At 54.4% G+C, this 18615-nt stretch carries 18 protein-coding genes; 12 read left to right on the plus strand and 6 right to left on the minus strand.

Annotated features, from left to right (window positions below; translation table 11 throughout):
- Positions 1 to 163 precede the first annotated feature (163 nt).
- The 4 genes from clpX to bolA form a co-directional block, all read right to left on the minus strand.
- Entirely contained in the window at positions 164 to 1438 is a 1275-nt protein-coding gene (clpX, locus tag ACJBF3_RS08925; RefSeq protein WP_045328356.1) for an ATP-dependent protease ATP-binding subunit ClpX, read from the minus strand.
- Between the two features lie 126 nt (positions 1439 to 1564).
- The gene (gene clpP / locus ACJBF3_RS08930) at positions 1565 to 2188 is read right to left on the minus strand and encodes an ATP-dependent Clp endopeptidase proteolytic subunit ClpP (protein ID WP_008503317.1); all 624 of its coding nucleotides are present in this window, start codon (positions 2186 to 2188) and stop codon (positions 1565 to 1567) included.
- A gap of 260 nt (positions 2189 to 2448) precedes the next feature.
- Positions 2449 to 3747, minus strand: a complete 1299-nt coding sequence (tig, locus tag ACJBF3_RS08935; protein ID WP_045328353.1) for a trigger factor — start codon at positions 3745 to 3747, stop codon at positions 2449 to 2451.
- Positions 3748 to 4077: 330 nt separating this feature from the next.
- On the minus strand, positions 4078 to 4395 hold the full coding sequence (bolA, locus tag ACJBF3_RS08940) for a transcriptional regulator BolA (protein WP_021241655.1): 318 nt from the start codon (positions 4393 to 4395) through the stop codon (positions 4078 to 4080).
- 305 nt (positions 4396 to 4700) lie between these two features.
- On the opposite strand from bolA, the gene ACJBF3_RS08945 reads away from it, so the two are divergent.
- The 8 genes from ACJBF3_RS08945 (at position 4701) to ACJBF3_RS08980 (ending at position 13636) form a co-directional block, all read left to right on the plus strand.
- Positions 4701 to 5279 carry a lipoprotein gene (locus ACJBF3_RS08945; RefSeq protein WP_028017643.1) on the plus strand — a complete coding sequence of 193 codons (579 nt, stop codon included), beginning with the start codon at positions 4701 to 4703 and terminating at the stop codon, positions 5277 to 5279.
- A 45-nt stretch (positions 5280 to 5324) separates the two neighbouring features.
- On the plus strand, positions 5325 to 6800 hold the full coding sequence (gene ampG, locus ACJBF3_RS08950) for a muropeptide MFS transporter AmpG (protein WP_045328351.1): 1476 nt from the start codon (positions 5325 to 5327) through the stop codon (positions 6798 to 6800).
- Positions 6801 to 7276: 476 nt separating this feature from the next.
- Positions 7277 to 8224 carry a cytochrome o ubiquinol oxidase subunit II gene (gene cyoA / locus ACJBF3_RS08955; protein ID WP_045328350.1) on the plus strand — a complete coding sequence of 316 codons (948 nt, stop codon included), beginning with the start codon at positions 7277 to 7279 and terminating at the stop codon, positions 8222 to 8224.
- A 16-nt stretch (positions 8225 to 8240) separates the two neighbouring features.
- A complete protein-coding gene (gene cyoB, locus ACJBF3_RS08960) occupies positions 8241 to 10232 on the plus strand; it encodes a cytochrome o ubiquinol oxidase subunit I (RefSeq protein ID WP_014168864.1) in 1992 nt (663 codons plus the stop codon).
- Positions 10222 to 10836 (plus strand): cytochrome o ubiquinol oxidase subunit III, encoded by a 615-nt coding sequence (locus tag ACJBF3_RS08965; RefSeq protein WP_008503324.1) that lies wholly within the window; start codon positions 10222 to 10224, stop codon positions 10834 to 10836. Before cyoB ends, ACJBF3_RS08965 begins: the two co-directional genes overlap by 11 nt.
- On the plus strand, positions 10836 to 11162 hold the full coding sequence (locus ACJBF3_RS08970; protein ID WP_006176899.1) for a cytochrome o ubiquinol oxidase subunit IV: 327 nt from the start codon (positions 10836 to 10838) through the stop codon (positions 11160 to 11162). The genes ACJBF3_RS08965 and ACJBF3_RS08970 overlap by 1 nt, the downstream gene beginning before the upstream one ends.
- Positions 11163 to 11173: 11 nt before the next feature.
- On the plus strand, positions 11174 to 12061 hold the full coding sequence (gene cyoE, locus ACJBF3_RS08975; protein WP_013095848.1) for a heme o synthase: 888 nt from the start codon (positions 11174 to 11176) through the stop codon (positions 12059 to 12061).
- A 213-nt stretch (positions 12062 to 12274) separates the two neighbouring features.
- The gene (locus ACJBF3_RS08980; RefSeq protein ID WP_045328347.1) at positions 12275 to 13636 is read left to right on the plus strand and encodes an MFS transporter; all 1362 of its coding nucleotides are present in this window, start codon (positions 12275 to 12277) and stop codon (positions 13634 to 13636) included.
- A gap of 31 nt (positions 13637 to 13667) precedes the next feature.
- Here the strand turns inward: ACJBF3_RS08980 and ACJBF3_RS08985 are convergent, their stop codons facing one another.
- Positions 13668 to 14159: a YajQ family cyclic di-GMP-binding protein gene (locus ACJBF3_RS08985; RefSeq protein ID WP_045328345.1), complete on the minus strand. Its 492-nt coding sequence runs from the start codon at positions 14157 to 14159 to the stop codon at positions 13668 to 13670.
- Between the two features lie 121 nt (positions 14160 to 14280).
- Here ACJBF3_RS08985 and panE point away from each other — a divergent pair, with 121 nt between their 5' ends.
- The gene (panE, locus tag ACJBF3_RS08990) at positions 14281 to 15192 is read left to right on the plus strand and encodes a 2-dehydropantoate 2-reductase (RefSeq protein WP_406544948.1); all 912 of its coding nucleotides are present in this window, start codon (positions 14281 to 14283) and stop codon (positions 15190 to 15192) included.
- Positions 15155 to 15745 (plus strand): protein deglycase YajL, encoded by a 591-nt coding sequence (gene yajL / locus ACJBF3_RS08995; RefSeq protein WP_045328341.1) that lies wholly within the window; start codon positions 15155 to 15157, stop codon positions 15743 to 15745. Before panE ends, yajL begins: the two co-directional genes overlap by 38 nt.
- 87 nt (positions 15746 to 15832) lie before the next feature.
- Here yajL and thiI read toward each other — a convergent pair whose 3' ends face one another.
- Positions 15833 to 17281 carry a tRNA uracil 4-sulfurtransferase ThiI gene (thiI, locus tag ACJBF3_RS09000; protein WP_045328339.1) on the minus strand — a complete coding sequence of 483 codons (1449 nt, stop codon included), beginning with the start codon at positions 17279 to 17281 and terminating at the stop codon, positions 15833 to 15835.
- A gap of 191 nt (positions 17282 to 17472) precedes the next feature.
- Here thiI and xseB point away from each other — a divergent pair, with 191 nt between their 5' ends.
- Both xseB and ispA read left to right on the plus strand, forming a co-directional pair.
- Positions 17473 to 17715: an exodeoxyribonuclease VII small subunit gene (gene xseB / locus ACJBF3_RS09005; RefSeq protein ID WP_045328337.1), complete on the plus strand. Its 243-nt coding sequence runs from the start codon at positions 17473 to 17475 to the stop codon at positions 17713 to 17715.
- Positions 17716 to 18615: a (2E,6E)-farnesyl diphosphate synthase gene (gene ispA / locus ACJBF3_RS09010; RefSeq protein ID WP_045328335.1), complete on the plus strand. Its 900-nt coding sequence runs from the start codon at positions 17716 to 17718 to the stop codon at positions 18613 to 18615.

An 18615-nucleotide genomic window follows, 5' to 3' on the forward strand; every position in this document is an offset into this window, starting at 1 on the left:
TGTCCGCCAGGTAAGCTGGTCATGTCACTGTGCTTCACATAACCATTAACATGTATCCAGTATATGGGGATGTTTCCCACACATTCAACGCTATGAATACGGAAAAAGTAAAGGGGAGATAAAATCCCCCCTTTTTGATTAACTGCTTGTATGATTTGGTGAATTATTCGCCAGATGCCTGCTGTGCTTCCGGCTTGCCGTAAATCAGCAGCGGCTTGGTTTGACCGCTGATGACCGACTCGTCAATCACCACTTTCTCAACGTCTTCCATCGACGGCAGATCGTACATGGTGTCGAGCAGTGCCGCTTCAACGATAGAACGCAGACCACGGGCACCGGTTTTACGAACCATCGCTTTCTTGGCAATGGCATCCAGCGCTTCGTCGCGGAATTCCAGGTCAACGCCTTCCAGATTGAACAGCGCCTGATACTGCTTGGTCAGCGCATTTTTTGGCTCTTTCAGGATCTGGATCAGCGCCTCTTCACTCAGCTCATTCAGCGTTGCCACAACCGGCAGACGACCGATGAACTCAGGGATCAGACCGAATTTGATCAGATCTTCCGGTTCAACCTGAGACAGCAGCTCGCCTTCGTTCGGTTTTTCAGCCGTCGATTTCACCGTTGCGCCAAAACCAATGCCGGAGCCGGTTTCAACACGGTGGGAGATGACTTTGTCCAGACCGGCAAACGCGCCGCCACAGATAAACAGGATCTTGGAGGTATCAACCTGCAGGAACTCCTGCTGCGGATGTTTACGTCCACCCTGCGGTGGAACGGCGGCAACCGTACCCTCGATCAGCTTCAGCAGCGCCTGCTGCACGCCTTCACCGGACACATCACGGGTGATGGACGGGTTGTCTGATTTACGGGAGATCTTGTCGATCTCATCGATATAAACAATCCCGCGCTGGGCTTTCTGTACGTCGTAATCACACTTCTGCAGCAGTTTCTGGATGATGTTTTCGACATCCTCACCCACATAACCGGCCTCGGTCAGGGTGGTGGCATCCGCCATAGTGAACGGAACATCAAGCAGACGCGCCAGGGTTTCAGCCAGCAGCGTTTTACCGGAACCGGTTGGGCCAATCAGCAGAATGTTACTTTTACCCAGTTCTACGCCGTTGCTGGTATCGCCGTTACGTAGACGTTTGTAGTGGTTATAGACCGCTACCGCCAGCACTTTCTTGGCCTGCTCCTGGCCGATGACGTAGTCGTCAAGGTGATGACGAATTTCATGCGGCGTTGGCAGCGCGCTGCGCTCACGGTGCGGTGCGACTTCTTTAATCTCTTCGCGAATGATGTCGTTACATAAATCGACGCATTCGTCGCAGATATACACGGACGGCCCGGCAATCAGTTTACGCACTTCATGCTGGCTTTTGCCGCAAAAAGAGCAGTACAGCAGTTTGCCCGAACCATCTTTGCGTTTATCTGTCATGAGTCCAAACCTCTTTTTAAGTTCTTTGTGCCGCACATGACGACGCAAATGCCATTCTAAGACGCAAGCTGCATTCAGCAGCGTGCCGCCCTACCTTAGTATAGCGGCACACTCGCGTCGCGGGCATCAATTACGATGGGTCAACACGGAGTCGACTAAGCCGTACTCAACTGCCTCTGAAGCAGAGAGGAAGCGATCGCGCTCGGTATCGCGCTCGATCTGCTCGAGGGGTTGACCCGTATGCTGCGCCATAAGTTCATTCATGCGCGCTTTTACTTTCAGAATTTCGCGGGCGTGGATTTCAATATCCGTCGCCTGCCCCTGGTAACCGCCCAGCGGCTGGTGAATCATCACGCGGGAATTCGGCAAGCAGAAACGCTTGCCCTTCGCCCCTGCCGTTAACAGGAACGCGCCCATAGATGCAGCCTGACCCATACAGATGGTGCTGACATCCGGTTTGATGAATTGCATGGTGTCATAAATGGACATCCCTGCTGTAATCACGCCACCCGGGGAGTTAATGTACAGATAAATGTCTTTTTCCGGGTTTTCCGCTTCCAGAAACAGCATCTGCGCCACGATCAGGTTAGCCATGTGGTCTTCTACCTGGCCGGTCAGAAAGATAACGCGTTCCTTGAGCAGACGGGAATAGATATCAAAAGAACGCTCACCACGTGAGGTCTGTTCAATAACCATTGGCACCAGCGCCATATGGGGTGCAAAGTTATCTCGTTCGCCACTGTATGACATTTCCGTCTCCTGGATCAAAATTGAAAACACCTGCTGTACTGATTGTAACCTTACGGACGGATTATCAGCCAGTCTCATTCATCATGATTACGTACTTATGGGGTTCGCAGTGCCCTATTTCAAGCATAACAACCTTTTGTTGTTACGCTAACACCGAAAGGGCGTTTTAGCACTCTTCCTGGGCTCAGGCTGCGATAAAAAAAACCCGCTGCCGCAAGGCAACGGGTTTTCTGTTCAAACTTTAAACCGTTGGGGCGAAATTACGCCTGCTGGTTCATCAGTTCGTTGAAAGAGGTCGCTTTTTCGGTCACTTTCGCTTTCGCCAGTACCGCTTCAACAGCCTGCTCTTCCAGGGCAACGTTGCGCATGTTGTCCATCAGCTCTTTGTTCTTACCGTAGAACTCGATCACTTCTGATGGATCTTCGTATGCAGACGCCATCTCTTCTATCAGGCCTTTCACACGCTCTTCGTCAGCTTTCAGCTCGTGGGTACGAATCACTTCGCCCAGCAGCAGGCCAACCACAACGCGACGTTTGGCTTGCTCTTCGAACAGCTCGCGCGGCAGTTCCATCGCTTGCTGCTGGTTGCCACCGAAACGCTGTGCAGCCTGACGGCGCAGAACGTCGATTTCGCTGTCGATCAGGGCAGCTGGAACGTCGATTTCGTTGGCTTTCACCAGACCTTCGATCGCCTGAGATTTCACACGGTTACGCACCGCGCCGTTCAGCTCGCGTTCCATGTTTTTACGCACTTCGGTACGCAGACCCGCTACGGAACCATCTTCAACGCCGAAACGCTTGATGAACTCTTCAGTCAGTTCTGGCAGTTCGCGCTCTTCCACTTTCTTCAGGTTGATCACGAACTTCGCTGCTTTACCTTTCAGGTTTTCAGCGTGGTACTCTTCCGGGAAGGTCACGTCGATGGTGAACTCTTCGCCAGCCTTGTGGCCTTTGATACCGTCTTCGAAGCCTGGGATCATACGACCCTGGCCCATTGCCAGTACGAAGTCAGACGCTTTGCCGCCTTCGAACTCTTCGCCGTCTACAGAACCGGTGAAGTCGATGGTGACACGGTCTTCCGCGTCAACAGCGCCGTCTTTCTCTTTCCAGTTAGCCTGCTGCTTGCGCAGGGTATCCAGCATGCCGTCAACGTCTTCGTCAGTCACGGAGACAATCGGCTTTTCAACTTCGATAGATTCCAGACCTTTCAGCTCAACTTCCGGGTACACTTCGAACTCTACGGAGTAGGTGAAGTCTTCGCCCAGTTTGTATTCGCCTGGAACGTAGTTTGGCGCACCGGCCGGATTGATTTTTTCTTTGATGATCGCATCAATAAAGTTACGGCTCATCAGTTCACCCAGCACATCCTGACGCACGGAAGCGCCATAACGCTGAGCAACAACATTCATTGGTACTTTGCCCTTGCGGAAGCCGTCAATACGTACTTTTTTTGCTACGTTGACCAGCTCGCTTTTCACAGCAGTTTCGATGCTGTCAGCAGCGATAGTAATCGTTACACGGCGGCCAAGGCCTTGAGTGGTTTCAACTGAAACTTGCATCTTGTTACCTCAAAAAAATCACAGTGCTCGGTCAACTCTGAATCTGTCTGTTATACCGGGATGCTCTCTTAGTGCAGATTCACATTCCCTGTCGCCAGAATCATCCCGAAGACATTCAATAAGACGCGGCATTATAGCGGCATCACTTAGGTGAGTCGAGAACGGTTGGAGCATGTTGCTGCGGCTTTTTTCACACTTTAAGGCTATTTTTAGCCTTAAAATCGCACCATCCGCTCAAAACTCAGACAAAACAAAACGGCCCGGAGGCCGTTTTGAGGAAATCTGTAAGCAACATACTGGAAAAGCTCCAGCCGTTGCAAATCCGATTTATCAGGCGATAGTGCCTGCACCGCGACAGGGCGGCGATGCGAAGACCGTATCCTGCAAACCTTCCCATTCCTTAATGGTGTAAGTATGCAGTGCCAGCGCATGCACGGTCGTGGAGAGTTCTTCCGTCAAGGTGCTGTAGATCAAGCGGTGTCGATTCAGGAAACGTTCTCCCGTGAAGCGATCGCTGACCAGAACCACTTTAAAGTGGCTTTCAGAACCTGCCGGCACGTTATGACGATAGCTTTCGTCGACGACTTCGAGGAACACAGGGTTGAACGCTGCCCTTAATTTATCTTCTATATGCTCACGTATCATCATGAAATTACTCCTCCGACAACGCCAGGATGTCACCCATCCCTTTAAATGTTAGCCGCTTTTACCGTTTCCATTACATCTTGACAACAAATATTTAGCTTTCGTCTGATTTTCTCATTCAAACGAATGAAGTTCACTGTGAAACTCATACCTTTTGTCATACACGGATTGGGAAAATCGGGGAACTGGTCAGATTTCGGACAAGGCGATGAATTTACATGCGTTGACCACTTCCCCTCGCCGTTGGCGATGTTATGATGGCGACAATTTTTCTCTTTATATGCTTACGATTCGTTGAGAACCCGAAAATGTTAAAAAAACTCTTCTTTCCGTTGGTAGCCCTTTTTATGCTGGCAGGCTGCGCTACCCCGCCGACCACCATTGATGTCTCACCAAAAATCACGCTGCCTCAGCAGGACCCAAGCCTGATGGGCGTTACCGTGAGCATTAACGGTGCCGATCAGCGTCAGGATCAGGCCCTGGCAAAAGTGACCCGCGATAACCAGCAGGTGACCCTGACCGCGTCCCGCGACCTGCGCTTCCTGCTGCAGGAAGTGCTGGAGAAACAGATGACCTCCCGTGGCTATATGGTTGGCCCAAGCGGCGCGGTAGATCTGCAGATCATCGTGAACAACCTGTACGCTGACGTCTCTCAGGGTAACGTACGCTACAACATCGCCACTAAAGCGGATATCGCCATCATCGCAACCGCGAAGAACGGCAATAAGATGACCAAGAACTACCGTGCGAGCTACTCTGTCGAAGGCGCGTTCCAGGCGTCGAATAAAAATATTGCTGATGCGGTTAACAGCGTGCTGACGGATACCATTTCCGATATGGCGCAGGACACCAGCATTCACGACTTCATCAAGCAGAACGCGCGTTAATCCTGCCAACTGACCCGGTAAATCGCCGGGTCAGTTTTATAAAACATGTCCAGTCATTACTTACGCATTTTCCAGCAACCGAAATCAGCGATTCTGCTGATCCTCGGCTTTGCCTCGGGTTTACCCCTCGCGCTCACCTCCGGCACGCTTCAGGCGTGGATGACGGTTGAGAATATCGATCTTAAAACCATCGGCTTCTTCTCGCTTGTGGGCCAGGCCTATGTCTTTAAGTTCCTGTGGTCCCCGGTCATGGATCGCTACACGCCGCCTTTCCTCGGGCGTCGACGCGGCTGGCTGGTGATGACGCAGATCCTCCTACTGCTGGCCATCGCGGGAATGGGTTTTCTTGAACCCACCACGCAGCTTCGCTGGATGGCCGCGCTTGCGGTGGTGATTGCCTTCTGTTCTGCCTCTCAGGATATCGTGTTCGACGCCTGGAAGACGGACGTATTACCTGCGGAAGAGCGCGGCGCAGGTGCCGCCATTAGCGTGCTGGGCTATCGCCTTGGGATGCTGGTCTCCGGCGGGCTGGCGCTGTGGCTGGCCGACCGTTACCTCGGCTGGCAGGGCATGTACTGGCTGATGGCCGCCCTGCTGATCCCCTGCATTATCGCAACGCTCTTCGCGCCCGAACCGAGCGATGTTATCCCGGTTCCCCGCTCGCTGGAGCAGGCCGTTGCCGAACCGCTGCGAGACTTCTTTGGCCGCAACAACGCCTGGCTGATCCTGCTACTTATCGTCCTTTACAAGCTTGGCGATGCCTTTGCCATGAGCCTGACCACCACCTTCCTGATCCGCGGTGTTGGTTTTGACGCCGGGGAAGTGGGCGTGGTGAATAAAACGCTGGGGCTGTTTGCGACCATTGTCGGGGCGCTGTATGGCGGCGTGCTGATGCAGCGCCTGACGCTGTTCCGCGCGCTGTTGATTTTCGGCATCCTTCAGGGCGCCTCTAACGCTGGCTACTGGCTGCTGTCGATCACCGACAAACATACGATCAGCATGGCCGCGGCGGTGTTCTTCGAAAACCTCTGCGGCGGCATGGGCACAGCGGCATTTGTCGCCCTGCTGATGACCCTGTGCAACAAGTCGTTTTCCGCTACCCAGTTCGCGCTGCTCTCGGCGCTCTCCGCCGTTGGCCGCGTGTACGTTGGCCCGATTGCCGGCTGGTTCGTAGAAGCCCACGGTTGGCCAACCTTTTATCTCTTTTCGGTCGTGGCTGCCGTGCCGGGAATTTTATTGCTGCTGGTCTGCCGTCAGACGCTGGAATATACCCAGCGGACAGAGCACTTTATGCCGCGCACGGAATATCACCGCGCCTACCGTTTTGCGTTATGTCTGTTAATGGCGGGCTGCGTTGCGCTGGCACTCTGGCTTGTGGTGCTGATTATTCACGCCAGCACGTCGCTGGCACTGCCGTTCGAAGCCCTGCTGCTGGACGCTGGCGCGCTGCTGGCTATCGCCGGGATCCTGACCGGGGGACTACTCGATTTCATGGCGTTGCGTAAAACGCAGATGACCTGAAGAAAAAGGCGAAAGGTTATTTCCCGTTGTAATCACTAAGCGAAATTATAACGGCGAAATAGCCAACACCAGTAAAAAAATATTTGTTGTTTTGTGCGGGATAGGATTTGGAAATTATTGGCTACGGTTCCAAAACGCTATTTTTCATTAAACGATTCAGCATTCGATAGTTTGATTTTTCGTTTTTTAGATGTCTTTTTATTGATAATTAATTGTTAATTTTTTGTTTATTTTTAACAATGGTTATACCAATTGCCCCTTTTAAGGTATGCTTGGGGGTCCTTTCGTTATAAAGCCCACGCCATGCGGCTTCGGTCATAAAATTCGACATAATTTGCAACACTTGTGACACGTGCGGCAGAACCCAGTAACACCTTCCTGACACAGGCCTAATGATGTTTACAGTAATGTAACCTTCCCGTAAAATGCCCGCACACTTTAAACGCCACCAGACTCCGTGGAATTGAGGTCGTTAAATGAGACTCGGGAAATACAATAAAAGTTTGGGATGGTTGTCATTATTCGCGGGCACTGTATTACTCAGTGGCTGCGATTCTGCACTACTAGACCCCAAAGGACAGATTGGACTGGAACAACGTTCACTGATACTGACGGCTTTTGGCCTGATGTTGATTGTGGTTATTCCTGCCATTTTGATGGCTGTTGGTTTCGCCTGGAAGTATCGTGCGAGCAATAAAGATGCGAAGTATAGCCCTAACTGGTCACACTCCAATAAAGTGGAAGCTGTGGTCTGGACGGTACCTATCCTGATCATCCTGTTCCTTGCCGTACTGACCTGGAAAACCACTCACGCACTTGAGCCAAGCAAACCGCTGGTTCACGATGAGAAACCTATTACCATTGAAGTGGTCTCCATGGACTGGAAATGGTTCTTCATCTATCCAGAGCAGGGTATTGCTACCGTGAATGAAATCGCCTTCCCGGCGAACACTCCGGTTCAGTTCAAAGTGACCTCCAACTCCGTAATGAACTCCTTCTTCATCCCACGTCTGGGTAGCCAGATTTACGCGATGGCCGGTATGCAGACCAACCTGCACCTGATCGCGAATGAAGCAGGCACCTATGATGGTATCTCCGCCAGCTATAGCGGCCCGGGCTTCTCAGGTATGAAGTTCAAAGCTATTGCAACGCCAGACCGTGCCGCTTTCGACCAGTGGGTTGAAAAAGCGAAGCAGTCTCCAAACACCATGTCTGACATGGCGGCGTTCGAAAAAGTGGCTGCACCTAGCGAATACAACAAGGTGGAGTACTTCTCTAATGTGAAACCTGATTTGTTCAAAGACGTTATTGGCAAATTTATGGATCACGGCAAGAGCATGGACATGACTCAGCCTGAAGGCGAGCACAGCGCGCACGAAGGTATGGAAGGCATGAACATGAGCCACGCGGAAACCGCTCACTAAGGGGCCGAGGAAGAAAATGTTCGGAAAATTGACACTGGATGCAGTGCCCTACCATGAACCGATTATCGTGGTTACGGTGGCTGCAATTATCATTGGTGGCGCGGCCTTACTGGCCCTGATCACTTACTTCGGTAAGTGGAGCTACCTGTGGAACGAGTGGCTGACTTCGGTTGACCACAAAAAACTCGGTATCATGTACTGCATCGTCGGTATCGTCATGTTAATTCGTGGCTTTGCGGATGCGATCATGATGCGTAGCCAGCAGGCACTCGCTTCTGCGGGTGAAGCCGGCTTCCTGCCGCCGCACCACTACGATCAGATCTTTACCGCCCACGGCGTTATCATGATCTTCTTCGTGGCGATGCCGCTGGTTATCGGTCTGATGAACGTAGTCGTTCCGCTGCAGATTGGCGCGCGCGACGTGGCGTTCCCGTTCCTGAACAACCTGAGCTTCTGGTTCACGGTTGTCGGCGTTATCCTGGTTAACCTGTCACTGGGCGTGGGCGAATTCGCGCAGACCGGCTGGCTGGCTTATCCGCCGCTGTCAGGAATTGAGTACAGTCCGGGCGTTGGCGTCGACTACTGGATTTGGGCGCTTCAGCTCTCCGGTGTCGGTACTACCCTGACCGGTATTAACTTCTTCGTGACCATTATCAAGATGCGTGCCCCTGGCATGACCATGTTCAAGATGCCGGTATTTACCTGGGCATCTCTGTGCGCCAACATCCTGATTATCGCGTCATTCCCAATTCTGACCGTCACCATTGCGCTGCTGACCCTGGACCGCTACCTGGGCACCCATTTCTTCACGAACGATATGGGTGGCAACATGATGATGTACATCAACCTGATTTGGGCCTGGGGTCACCCGGAAGTGTACATTCTGGTTCTGCCTGTGTTCGGTGTGTTCTCCGAAATCGCGGCAACCTTCTCGCGTAAACGTCTGTTTGGTTACACCTCTCTGGTGTGGGCAACCGTGTGTATTACCGTTCTGTCGTTCATCGTTTGGCTGCACCACTTCTTCACCATGGGTGCGGGCGCGAACGTAAACGCCTTCTTCGGTATCACCACCATGATTATCGCCATCCCGACCGGGGTGAAGATCTTCAACTGGCTGTTCACCATGTACCAGGGCCGTATCGTGTTCCACTCAGCGATGCTGTGGACCATCGGCTTCATCGTCACCTTCTCCGTAGGTGGGATGACCGGCGTACTGCTGGCGGTACCGGGCGCTGACTTCGTTCTGCACAACAGCCTGTTCCTGATTGCGCACTTCCATAACGTTATCATCGGTGGCGTGGTCTTCGGCTGCTTCGCTGGCGTAACCTACTGGTGGCCAAAAGCGTTCGGCTTCACGCTGAACGAAAAATGGGGTAAACGCGCCTTCTGGTTCTGGATCATCGGCTTCTTCGTGGCATTTATGCCGCTGTACGTGCTGGGCTTCATGGGTATGACCCGTCGTCTGAGCCAGCAGATCGATCCACAGTTCCACCCAATGCTGATGGTTGCAGCGGGAGGCGCCGTGCTGATTGCCTGCGGTATCGCGTCTCAGCTGATTCAGTTCTACGTGTCTATTCGCGACCGCGACCAGAACCGTGACCTGACCGGTGACCCATGGGGTGGCCGTACGCTGGAGTGGGCAACCTCTTCTCCACCGCCTTTCTATAACTTTGCCATCGTGCCGCAGGTTCATGAACGCGACGCATTCTGGGAAATGAAAGAAAAAGGTGAAGCGTACAAGCAACCTGCTCATTACGAAGAGATCCACATGCCGAAAAACAGCGGTGCGGGCATTGTTATTGCCGCCTTCGCAACGGTATTTGGTTTCGCAATGATCTGGCACATCTGGTGGATGGCGATTGTTGGCTTCGCCGGCATCGTAATCAGCTGGATTGTGAAGAGCTTTGACGAGGACGTGGACTACTACGTACCAGTCCGTGAAGTCGAGAAGCTGGAAAATCAGCATTTCGACGAGATTTCTAAAGCGGGGCTGAAAAATGGCAACTGATACTCTGGCGCACTCAACTGCCCACGCGCATGAACATGCGCACCACGATACAGGACCGACCAAAGTCTTCGGTTTCTGGATCTACCTGATGAGCGACTGCATTCTGTTCTGCTGTCTGTTCGCGACCTATGCCGTTCTGGTGAACGGCACGGCGGGCGGCCCGACCGGCAAGGACATCTTTGAACTGCCGTTCGTTCTGGTTGAAACCGCACTGCTGTTATTCAGCTCCATCACCTACGGCATGGCGGCTATCGCCATGTACAAAAACAACAAGAGCCAGGTTGTCTCCTGGCTGGCGTTGACCTGGCTGTTTGGTGCTGGATTTATCGGGATGGAAATCTATGAATTCCATCACCTGATTATGGAAGGTTTTGGTCCGGATCGCAGTGGCTTCCTGTCAGCGTTCTTCGCGCTGGTCGGCACCCACGGTCTGCACGTGACCTCGGGTCTGATCTGGATGGCGGTACTGATGTTCCAGATCTCCCGTCGCGGCCTGACCAGCACTAACCGTACCCGTATCCTGTGCCTGAGCCTGTTCTGGCACTTCCTGGACGTGGTGTGGATCTGTGTGTTCTCTGTTGTTTATCTGATGGGGGCGATGTAATGAGTCATTCTAACGATCATGGCGCTTCCCACGGCAGCGTAAAAACCTACATGACAGGTTTCATCCTGTCGATCATTCTGACGGTGATCCCGTTCTGGATGGTGATGAGCGGTTCTGCGTCTAAACCGGTTATCCTGGGTGCAATCCTGGTGACCGCGGTGATTCAGATTCTGGTGCATCTGGTTTGCTTCCTGCACATGAACACCAAGTCCGATGAAGGCTGGAATATGACCGCCTTTATCTTTACCGTGATTATCATCGCTATCCTGGTAGTCGGTTCCATCTGGATTATGTGGAACCTCAACTACAACATGATGGTTCACTAAGAGCGGCGAGTATGTTTAAGCAATACCTGCAAGTTACGAAACCAGGCATCATCTTTGGCAACCTGATCTCCGTGATCGGAGGGTTCCTGCTGGCCTCTAAGGGCAGCATTGATTACACCCTCTTTATCTACACGCTGGTCGGTGTGTCACTGGTTGTTGCGTCCGGTTGTGTATTTAACAACTACATCGACATGGATATCGACAAGAAGATGGAAAGGACCAAAAATCGGGTGCTGGTGAAAGGCCTGATCGCCCCTTCCGTCTCGCTGGTGTACGCCACCTTGCTGGGTATTGCTGGCTTTATGCTGCTGTGGTTTGGTGCTAACCCGCTGGCCTGCTGGCTGGGGGTGATGGGGTTCGTGGTGTATGTGGGCGTCTACAGCCTGTATATGAAACGTCACTCCGTCTACGGCACGCTGATTGGTTCTCTCTCCGGCGCTGCGCCGCCGGTGATTGGCTACTGCGCGGTCACGAACGAGTTCGACAGCGGTGCGCTGATCCTGCTGGCTATCTTTAGCCTGTGGCAGATGCCGCACTCCTATGCCATCGCGATTTTCCGCTTTAAGGATTATCAGGCAGCGAACATCCCGGTTCTGCCGGTCGTGAAGGGCATCTCCGTTGCCAAGAACCACATCACGCTGTACATCATCGCCTTTGCCGTGGCAACGCTGATGCTCTCTCTGGGCGGTTACGCCGGGTATAAATATCTGGCGGTAGCGGCAGCGGTGAGCGTCTGGTGGCTCGGTATGGCGCTGCGCGGCTACAAAGTGGAAGATGACAAAGTCTGGGCACGTAAGCTGTTTGTGTTCTCGATTGTTGCCATCACCTCGCTGTCCGTGATGATGTCCGTAGACTTCATGGTGCCGGATTCACATAACCTGCTGACTTACGTCTGGTAAGCGTGCTGAATTGAAAAAGCCAGGTTAATCACCTGGCTTTTTTTTTGCCCGGCGGCTCTACGCTTGCACGGGCATACGGGATCGGTAGGTCGGGTAAGGCATCGCCGCCACCCGATGCGGTTTTGCACGATGGTAATATCTCTTAAACAAACGCCTATTTACCGCAATTAACACCCCGCCTAAACTAGTGCCTGCTTTTGAACTGAGGTGGTAATGAACGATTATAAAATGACGCCAGGCGAGCTTCGCGCGACCTGGGGCTTAGGGACTGTCTTCTCGCTACGGATGCTCGGCATGTTTATGGTCCTGCCTGTTCTGACCACGTACGGTATGGCGCTGCAGGGGGCCAGCGAGGCGCTGATTGGGCTCGCAATTGGCATTTACGGTCTGGCGCAGGCGGTGTTCCAGATTCCGTTTGGCCTTCTCTCTGACCGGGTGGGCCGCAAGCCGCTGATCGTCGGCGGGCTGCTGGTCTTTGTGCTCGGAAGCGTGATTGCCGCCCTCTCCCACTCCATCTGGGGAATTATTCTCGGCCGCGCCCTGCAGGGTTCCGGCGCGATTGCCGCCGCCGTCATGGCGCTGCTGTCAGACTTAACGCGCGAGCAAAACCGCACCAAAGCGATGGCGTTTATCGGAGTCAGCTTTGGCGTGACGTTTGCGATTGCGATGGTGCTGGGCCCCATCATCACGCACAAGCTGGGCCTGCACGCCCTGTTCTGGATGATTGCCGTGCTGGCCACCATCGGCATTGCCTTAACCCTGTGGGTGGTGCCGGACAGCAAGAACCATGTTCTGAACCGTGAATCGGGGATGGTAAAAGGCTGCTTCAGCAAAGTGATTGTCGAGCCGCGCCTGCTGAAGCTCAATTTTGGCATTATGTGTCTGCACATCCTGCTGATGTCGACCTTTGTCGCCCTGCCCGGCCAGCTTGCCGCTGCGGGTTTCCCGGCGTCTGAGCACTGGAAAATCTATCTGGTCACGATGCTGATTTCCTTTGTCTCCGTCGTGCCGTTCATCATCTACGCCGAAGTGAAGCGCAAAATGAAGCGCGTCTTCGTGGGCTGCGTGGCGGTCCTGCTGGTTGCCGAGATTGTGCTCTGGGGTGCCGGTCCGCACTTCTGGGAGCTAATTGCCGGCGTGCAGCTGTTCTTCCTGGCCTTTAACCTGATGGAAGCCCTGCTCCCGTCGCTGATCAGCAAAGAGTCACCCGCCGGGTATAAAGGCACGGCGATGGGCATCTACTCCACCAGCCAGTTCCTCGGCGTGGCGATCGGCGGCTCGCTCGGCGGCTGGGTGGACGGTCTGTTTGACTCTCAAACCGTGTTTCTCGCCGGTGCGCTGCTGGCGACGATCTGGCTGCTGGTCGCCAGCACCATGAAAGAGCCGCGCTACGTGAGCAGCCTGCGGGTTGAAATTCCGGAGGATGTGGAAATCAGCGACGCGCTGAAGCAGCGTCTGGAAGTCAAAGAGGGCGTGACGGAGGTGTTGATTGTCCCGGAAGAGCGCAGCGCTTACGTCAAAATAGACAGCAAGGTGACCAACCGCTTCGAGGTCGAGCAGGCCCTAAAGGCGTAAAAAAAGCCCGGTGAAGCCGGGCTTTATTGTATTAATCGCGGAAGTTTTTAAACTGGAACGGCTGTCCCAGATCGCCGCCGCGCACCAGCGCCATTACGGACTGGAGGTCGTCGCGGGACTTACCGGTCACGCGAATCTCTTCGCCCTGGATCTGCGCCTGCACCTTCAGCTTGCTGTCTTTGATGAGCTTCACGATCTTCCTCTGCACCGCGCTCTCGATGCCCTGCTTAAGCTTGGCTTCAACAAACCAGTTCTTGCCGCTGTGCACAAACTCTTCCGGCACGTCCAGAGACGTTCCTTCGATGCCGCGCTTTAACAGCTTGGCGCGCAGAATGTCGAGCAGCTGATTCACCTGGAAATCAGATTCGCTCAGCACCTTAATGGTCTTATTTGCGTCGTTCAGCTCAAACGACGCCTCAACGCCACGAAAATCGAAACGTGACTCAACTTCGCGGGTTGCGTTCTCAACGCCGTTGCGAACTTCCTGGATATCAACTTCGGAAACAATATCGAAAGATGGCATCTTTTCTTCTCCCTTCACTTTTGTTGCGTTGCATAATACCCGCTACGAGGCATAACTCAACAGAAGCTTAGCTGTATAATTAAGCTGTAACACCTGGCGCAGTTGCAGGTGAGGAGGAACAATGAAAATTACGGTGCTCGGATGCGGAGCGCTTGGTCAGCTGTGGATGACCGCGCTGTGCAAGCACGGACATGAGGTTCAGGGCTGGCTGCGCGTGCCCCAGCCCTATTGCAGTGTAAACCTGATTAGCGAAGACGGAAGTATCTTTAACGAATCCCTCACCGCGAACGATCCCGATTTCCTGGCAAAAAGCGACCTCCTGCTGGTGACGCTCAAGGCGTGGCAGGTCTCAGACGCGGTAAAGACGCTGGCGGCGCAGCTCCCCTCCACTTCTCCCATACTGCTGTTGCATAACGGCATGGGGACCATTGATGAGTTGAAAAGCGTTGCGCAGCCTCTGCTTATGGCGACAACGACGCACGCCGCGCGTCGCGACGGCAATATTATCGTGCACGTTGCCAGCGGCGTGACGCATATTGGCCCCGCGAGGACGCATGATGGCGACTACAGCTATCTCGCCGACGTGCTGCAGAACGTATTGCCGGATGTCGCCTGGCACAACAACATCCGCCCTCAGCTGTGGCGCAAGCTGGCGGTAAACTGCGTGATCAACCCGCTGACGGCGCTGTGGGACTGTCCAAACGGCGCGCTAAAAAACCATCCGCAGGAAATCGCGGCGCTGTGCGAAGAGGTGGCTTCGGTCGTTGAGCGTGAGGGCTTACACACCTCGGCGGATGATTTACGCTATTATGTCGAGCAGGTGATTGATAGCACTGCAGAAAACATCTCCTCGATGCTGCAGGACGTGCGGGCGTTACGCCACACCGAAATCGACTACATCACCGGCTATCTGCTAAAGCGCGCCCGTGCGCACGGTATCGCGGTGCCGGAAAACGCCCGCCTGTACGATCGGGTAAAACGTAAGGAAAATGAATATGAGCGCGTCAGCACTGGTATGCCTCGCCCCTGGTAGCGAAGAGATGGAAGCGGTCACCGCCATTGATTTGATGGTGCGCGGCGGCATTAAGGTCACCACCGCCAGCGTCGCCAGCGACGGCAATCTGGCAATCACCTGTTCACGCGGGGTAAAAATCCTCGCGGATGCCCCGCTGGTACACGTGGCGGACGGAGATTTCGACATCATCGTGCTGCCCGGCGGCTTAAAAGGCGCGGAATGTTTCCGCGACAGCCCGCTGCTGGTGGAGACCGTGCGTCAGTTTCATCTATCCGGCCGTATCGTCGCAGCCATCTGCGCCGCCGCCGGAACGGTTCTGGTTCCGCACGATATCTTCCCCATCGGCAATATGACCGGCTTCCCGGGGCTTAAGGATACGATCCCGGACGAGCACTGGGTGGATAAACGCGTCGTCTGGGACCCGCGCGTCAACCTGCTGACCAGCCAGGGCCCGGGCACCGCGATTGATTTTGGCTTAAAGATTATTGACCTGCTGGTCGGGCGCGAGAAGGCCTACGAAGTGGCGTCATCGCTGGTGATGCCGGCGGGGATTTATAATTACTATGAGTAAAAAAAGCCGGGTGGCGGCTACGCCTTACCCGGCCTACAAATGCACGGTACCGTAGGCCCGGTAAGCGAAGCGCCACCGGGCGAGAAACTACGGGCGATACACCTTCACATTGGCAAAACCCTGCTCGCGCAGATACAGCGCCTGCAGTCGACTCATCACCCCGCGCTCGCACCACAGCAGATACGTTTTGCTCTGGTCGAGATCGCCAAACTTCGTGCTCAGCTTGTAGAACGGCAGAGAAACCACCTCGACGCCTTCAACCTGCAGCGGCTTGTCGTCCTGCTCGTCAATCGAGCGGATATCCAGAATCGCATCGTTAGGGCCGAAACCGCTCACGGTTTCCACTTCAACCACGTCCTGCTCGGTCTGCTGAGCAATCTCGCGGATATCAATGTTGGACGCTTCCGCCACCACTTTTTCCAGGATGCTGAAATCGAAGTTCTCTTCTTCGGCTTCGATCTTCGCCTTCACCGCCTTCACCGTTGGGCTTTTTGAGATCACGCCGCAGTATTCCGGCATGGTGCGGGCAAAATCTTCGGTACCGATTTCACGCGCCAGATCGATGATGTGCTCTTTATCGTGGGAGATGAGCGGACGCAGGATCAGCGTATCAGACACGTTGTCGATCAGACGCAGGTTGGTCAGCGTCTGGCTGGAGACCTGCCCCAGCGCTTCACCGGTGACCAGCGCCTGCACGCCGTAGCGTTCGGCCACTTTGGACGCCGCGCGCACCATCATTCGCTTCAGGATGACGCCCATCTGGCCGTCGTCCACTTTTTCAAGGATTTCGCCGACCACAGGTTCGAAGTTGATCGCCACGAAACGCACGCGGTGGGAGCTACCGAAGCGGTTCCACAGGTAGTGCGCCACCTGACGCACGCCGATTTCGTGCGCCGCGCCGCCCAGGTTGAAGAAGCAGTAATGCACGCGGCAGCCGCGACGCATCAGCATATAGCTGGAGACGCCGGAGTCGAAGCCGCCGGAGATCAGGGACAATACGTCTTCCTGGGTGCCAATCGGGAAGCCGCCGATACCTTCATAGCGCCCTTTCACCAGCAGCAGGCGATCGTTTTCGATCTCCAGGTTAACCGTCACTTCAGGGTTCGTCAGGCGCACGCGCGCAGACTCAACGTGCTGGTTCAAACCGCCGCCGACGTAACGTTCCACTTCGATGGAGCTGAATTCGTGCTTGCCGCGACGCTTCACGCGCACGCAGAAGGTTTTACCTTCAATCTGGTCGCGGTACTGAACCAGCGCTTTTTCGAAGATGTCGTGCATATCGCTGAACGGAACGTCTTCCACTTCCAGAATATGGTGGATCCCCGGAATGCGGGTCAGCGCATCGCGAATATCCTGACGCTTGTTTTCGTCTTTCGCACGGACCTCAACGTGGTCCCAGTGGCGCACCACGGCGAGGGTTTCGTCGTAGTGCTTTAATACGTTACGAATGTTCCCGGTGAGAATTTTAATAAAGCGCAAACGCACAGATTGGCTTTTGATGGTGATTTCAGGGAACAATTTAATGATAAACTTCATGGCGGCAATGTTTCTTAGGCAAGCTTATTAAGGCTTGTAATGGAAAAGAGTACAGCAGCCCACACCCGTGGCTGCATCCAGGCGCGCAAGTATACCACCATCGCGCCGCTCCTGTGCACATTGCGCGTTATTTGATAATTGCCCTGAGTCCGTTACCATGTCGGGGCTGAGAATATAAGAGTCAATTCACTATGCCGAAGAAGAACGACGCACCGGCCAGTTTCGAAACTGCGCTGAATGAACTGGAGCAAATCGTTACCCGTCTTGAGAGCGGCGATCTCCCGCTGGAAGAGGCGCTCAACGAATTCGAGCGTGGCGTGCAGCTGGCGCGCCAGGGGCAGGTCAAGCTGCAGCAGGCCGAACAGCGCGTGCAGATCCTGCTTTCCGACAGCGAAGACGCGAAAACCACGCCTTTCACACCGGACGCTGAGTAAATGGATTTTGCCAACGAGCTTGAGGCGCGCGTCGTACGCGCCAACGACGCCCTGCGCCGTTTTATTGCCCCACAGCCTTTTCAGAACACTCCACTGGTTGAGGCCATGCACTATGGCGCACTCTTGGGTGGAAAACGCCTGCGTCCGTTCCTGGTGTACGCCACAGGCAATATGTTTGGTATCAGCGATAACACGCTGGATGCCCCGGCAGCCGCCGTTGAGTGCATTCACGCCTACTCGCTGATCCACGACGATCTCCCGTCGATGGACGACGACGATTTGCGTCGGGGTCAGCCCACCTGCCATATCAAGTTTGGCGAAGCGAATGCCATTCTGGCGGGTGATGCCCTGCAAACGCTGGCCTTCTCGATTCTGAGCGATGCGCCGATGGCGGAAGTGGCCGATCGCGACCGCCTGGCGATGATCTCCGAACTGGCCATGGCCAGCGGCGTGGCGGGCATGTGCGGCGGCCAGGCATTGGATCTTGAAGCGGAAGGACGTCAGGTTAATCTGGAACAGCTGGAGCGTATTCATCGCCATAAAACAGGGGCATTGATTCGTTCCGCCGTTCGCCTGGGCGCGCTGAGCGCGGGCGAACGAGGGCGCAAAGCCCTGCCGATTCTGGACAGATACGCAGAAAGTATCGGTCTGGCATTTCAGGTTCAGGATGACATTCTGGATGTGGTGGGCGATACTGCAACATTGGGTAAACGTCAGGGTGCGGACCAGCAGCTTGGCAAAAGTACCTACCCCGCCCTGCTGGGTCTTGAGCAAGCCCAACGTAAAGCCCGGGATCTGATTGACGATGCCCGCCAGTCGCTGAATCAGCTGGCCGCGCAATCGCTGGATACCTCGGCACTGGAAGCGCTAGCGGACTATATCATCCAGCGTAATAAATAA

The sequence above is a fragment of the Enterobacter sp. PP-008-ECC_S150 genome (genome assembly GCF_045257065.1).
Classification (GTDB): domain Bacteria; phylum Pseudomonadota; class Gammaproteobacteria; order Enterobacterales; family Enterobacteriaceae; genus Enterobacter; species Enterobacter chengduensis.

What these genes read in the sequence shown, in the direction of transcription:
- clpX (WP_045328356.1), bottom strand. Translation starts at nt 1,438, where the DNA reads ATGACAGATAAACGCAAAGATGGTTCGGGCAAACTGCTGTACTGCTCT.
- clpP (WP_008503317.1), bottom strand. Translation starts at nt 2,188, where the DNA reads ATGTCATACAGTGGCGAACGAGATAACTTTGCACCCCATATGGCGCTG.
- tig (WP_045328353.1), bottom strand. Translation starts at nt 3,747, where the DNA reads ATGCAAGTTTCAGTTGAAACCACTCAAGGCCTTGGCCGCCGTGTAACG.
- bolA (WP_021241655.1), bottom strand. Translation starts at nt 4,395, where the DNA reads ATGATGATACGTGAGCATATAGAAGATAAATTAAGGGCAGCGTTCAAC.
- ACJBF3_RS08945 (WP_028017643.1), top strand. Translation starts at nt 4,701, where the DNA reads ATGTTAAAAAAACTCTTCTTTCCGTTGGTAGCCCTTTTTATGCTGGCA.
- ampG (WP_045328351.1), top strand. Translation starts at nt 5,325, where the DNA reads ATGTCCAGTCATTACTTACGCATTTTCCAGCAACCGAAATCAGCGATT.
- cyoA (WP_045328350.1), top strand. Translation starts at nt 7,277, where the DNA reads ATGAGACTCGGGAAATACAATAAAAGTTTGGGATGGTTGTCATTATTC.
- cyoB (WP_014168864.1), top strand. Translation starts at nt 8,241, where the DNA reads ATGTTCGGAAAATTGACACTGGATGCAGTGCCCTACCATGAACCGATT.
- ACJBF3_RS08965 (WP_008503324.1), top strand. Translation starts at nt 10,222, where the DNA reads ATGGCAACTGATACTCTGGCGCACTCAACTGCCCACGCGCATGAACAT.
- ACJBF3_RS08970 (WP_006176899.1), top strand. Translation starts at nt 10,836, where the DNA reads ATGAGTCATTCTAACGATCATGGCGCTTCCCACGGCAGCGTAAAAACC.
- cyoE (WP_013095848.1), top strand. Translation starts at nt 11,174, where the DNA reads ATGTTTAAGCAATACCTGCAAGTTACGAAACCAGGCATCATCTTTGGC.
- ACJBF3_RS08980 (WP_045328347.1), top strand. Translation starts at nt 12,275, where the DNA reads ATGAACGATTATAAAATGACGCCAGGCGAGCTTCGCGCGACCTGGGGC.
- ACJBF3_RS08985 (WP_045328345.1), bottom strand. Translation starts at nt 14,159, where the DNA reads ATGCCATCTTTCGATATTGTTTCCGAAGTTGATATCCAGGAAGTTCGC.
- panE (WP_406544948.1), top strand. Translation starts at nt 14,281, where the DNA reads ATGAAAATTACGGTGCTCGGATGCGGAGCGCTTGGTCAGCTGTGGATG.
- yajL (WP_045328341.1), top strand. Translation starts at nt 15,155, where the DNA reads ATGAGCGCGTCAGCACTGGTATGCCTCGCCCCTGGTAGCGAAGAGATG.
- thiI (WP_045328339.1), bottom strand. Translation starts at nt 17,281, where the DNA reads ATGAAGTTTATCATTAAATTGTTCCCTGAAATCACCATCAAAAGCCAA.
- xseB (WP_045328337.1), top strand. Translation starts at nt 17,473, where the DNA reads ATGCCGAAGAAGAACGACGCACCGGCCAGTTTCGAAACTGCGCTGAAT.
- ispA (WP_045328335.1), top strand. Translation starts at nt 17,716, where the DNA reads ATGGATTTTGCCAACGAGCTTGAGGCGCGCGTCGTACGCGCCAACGAC.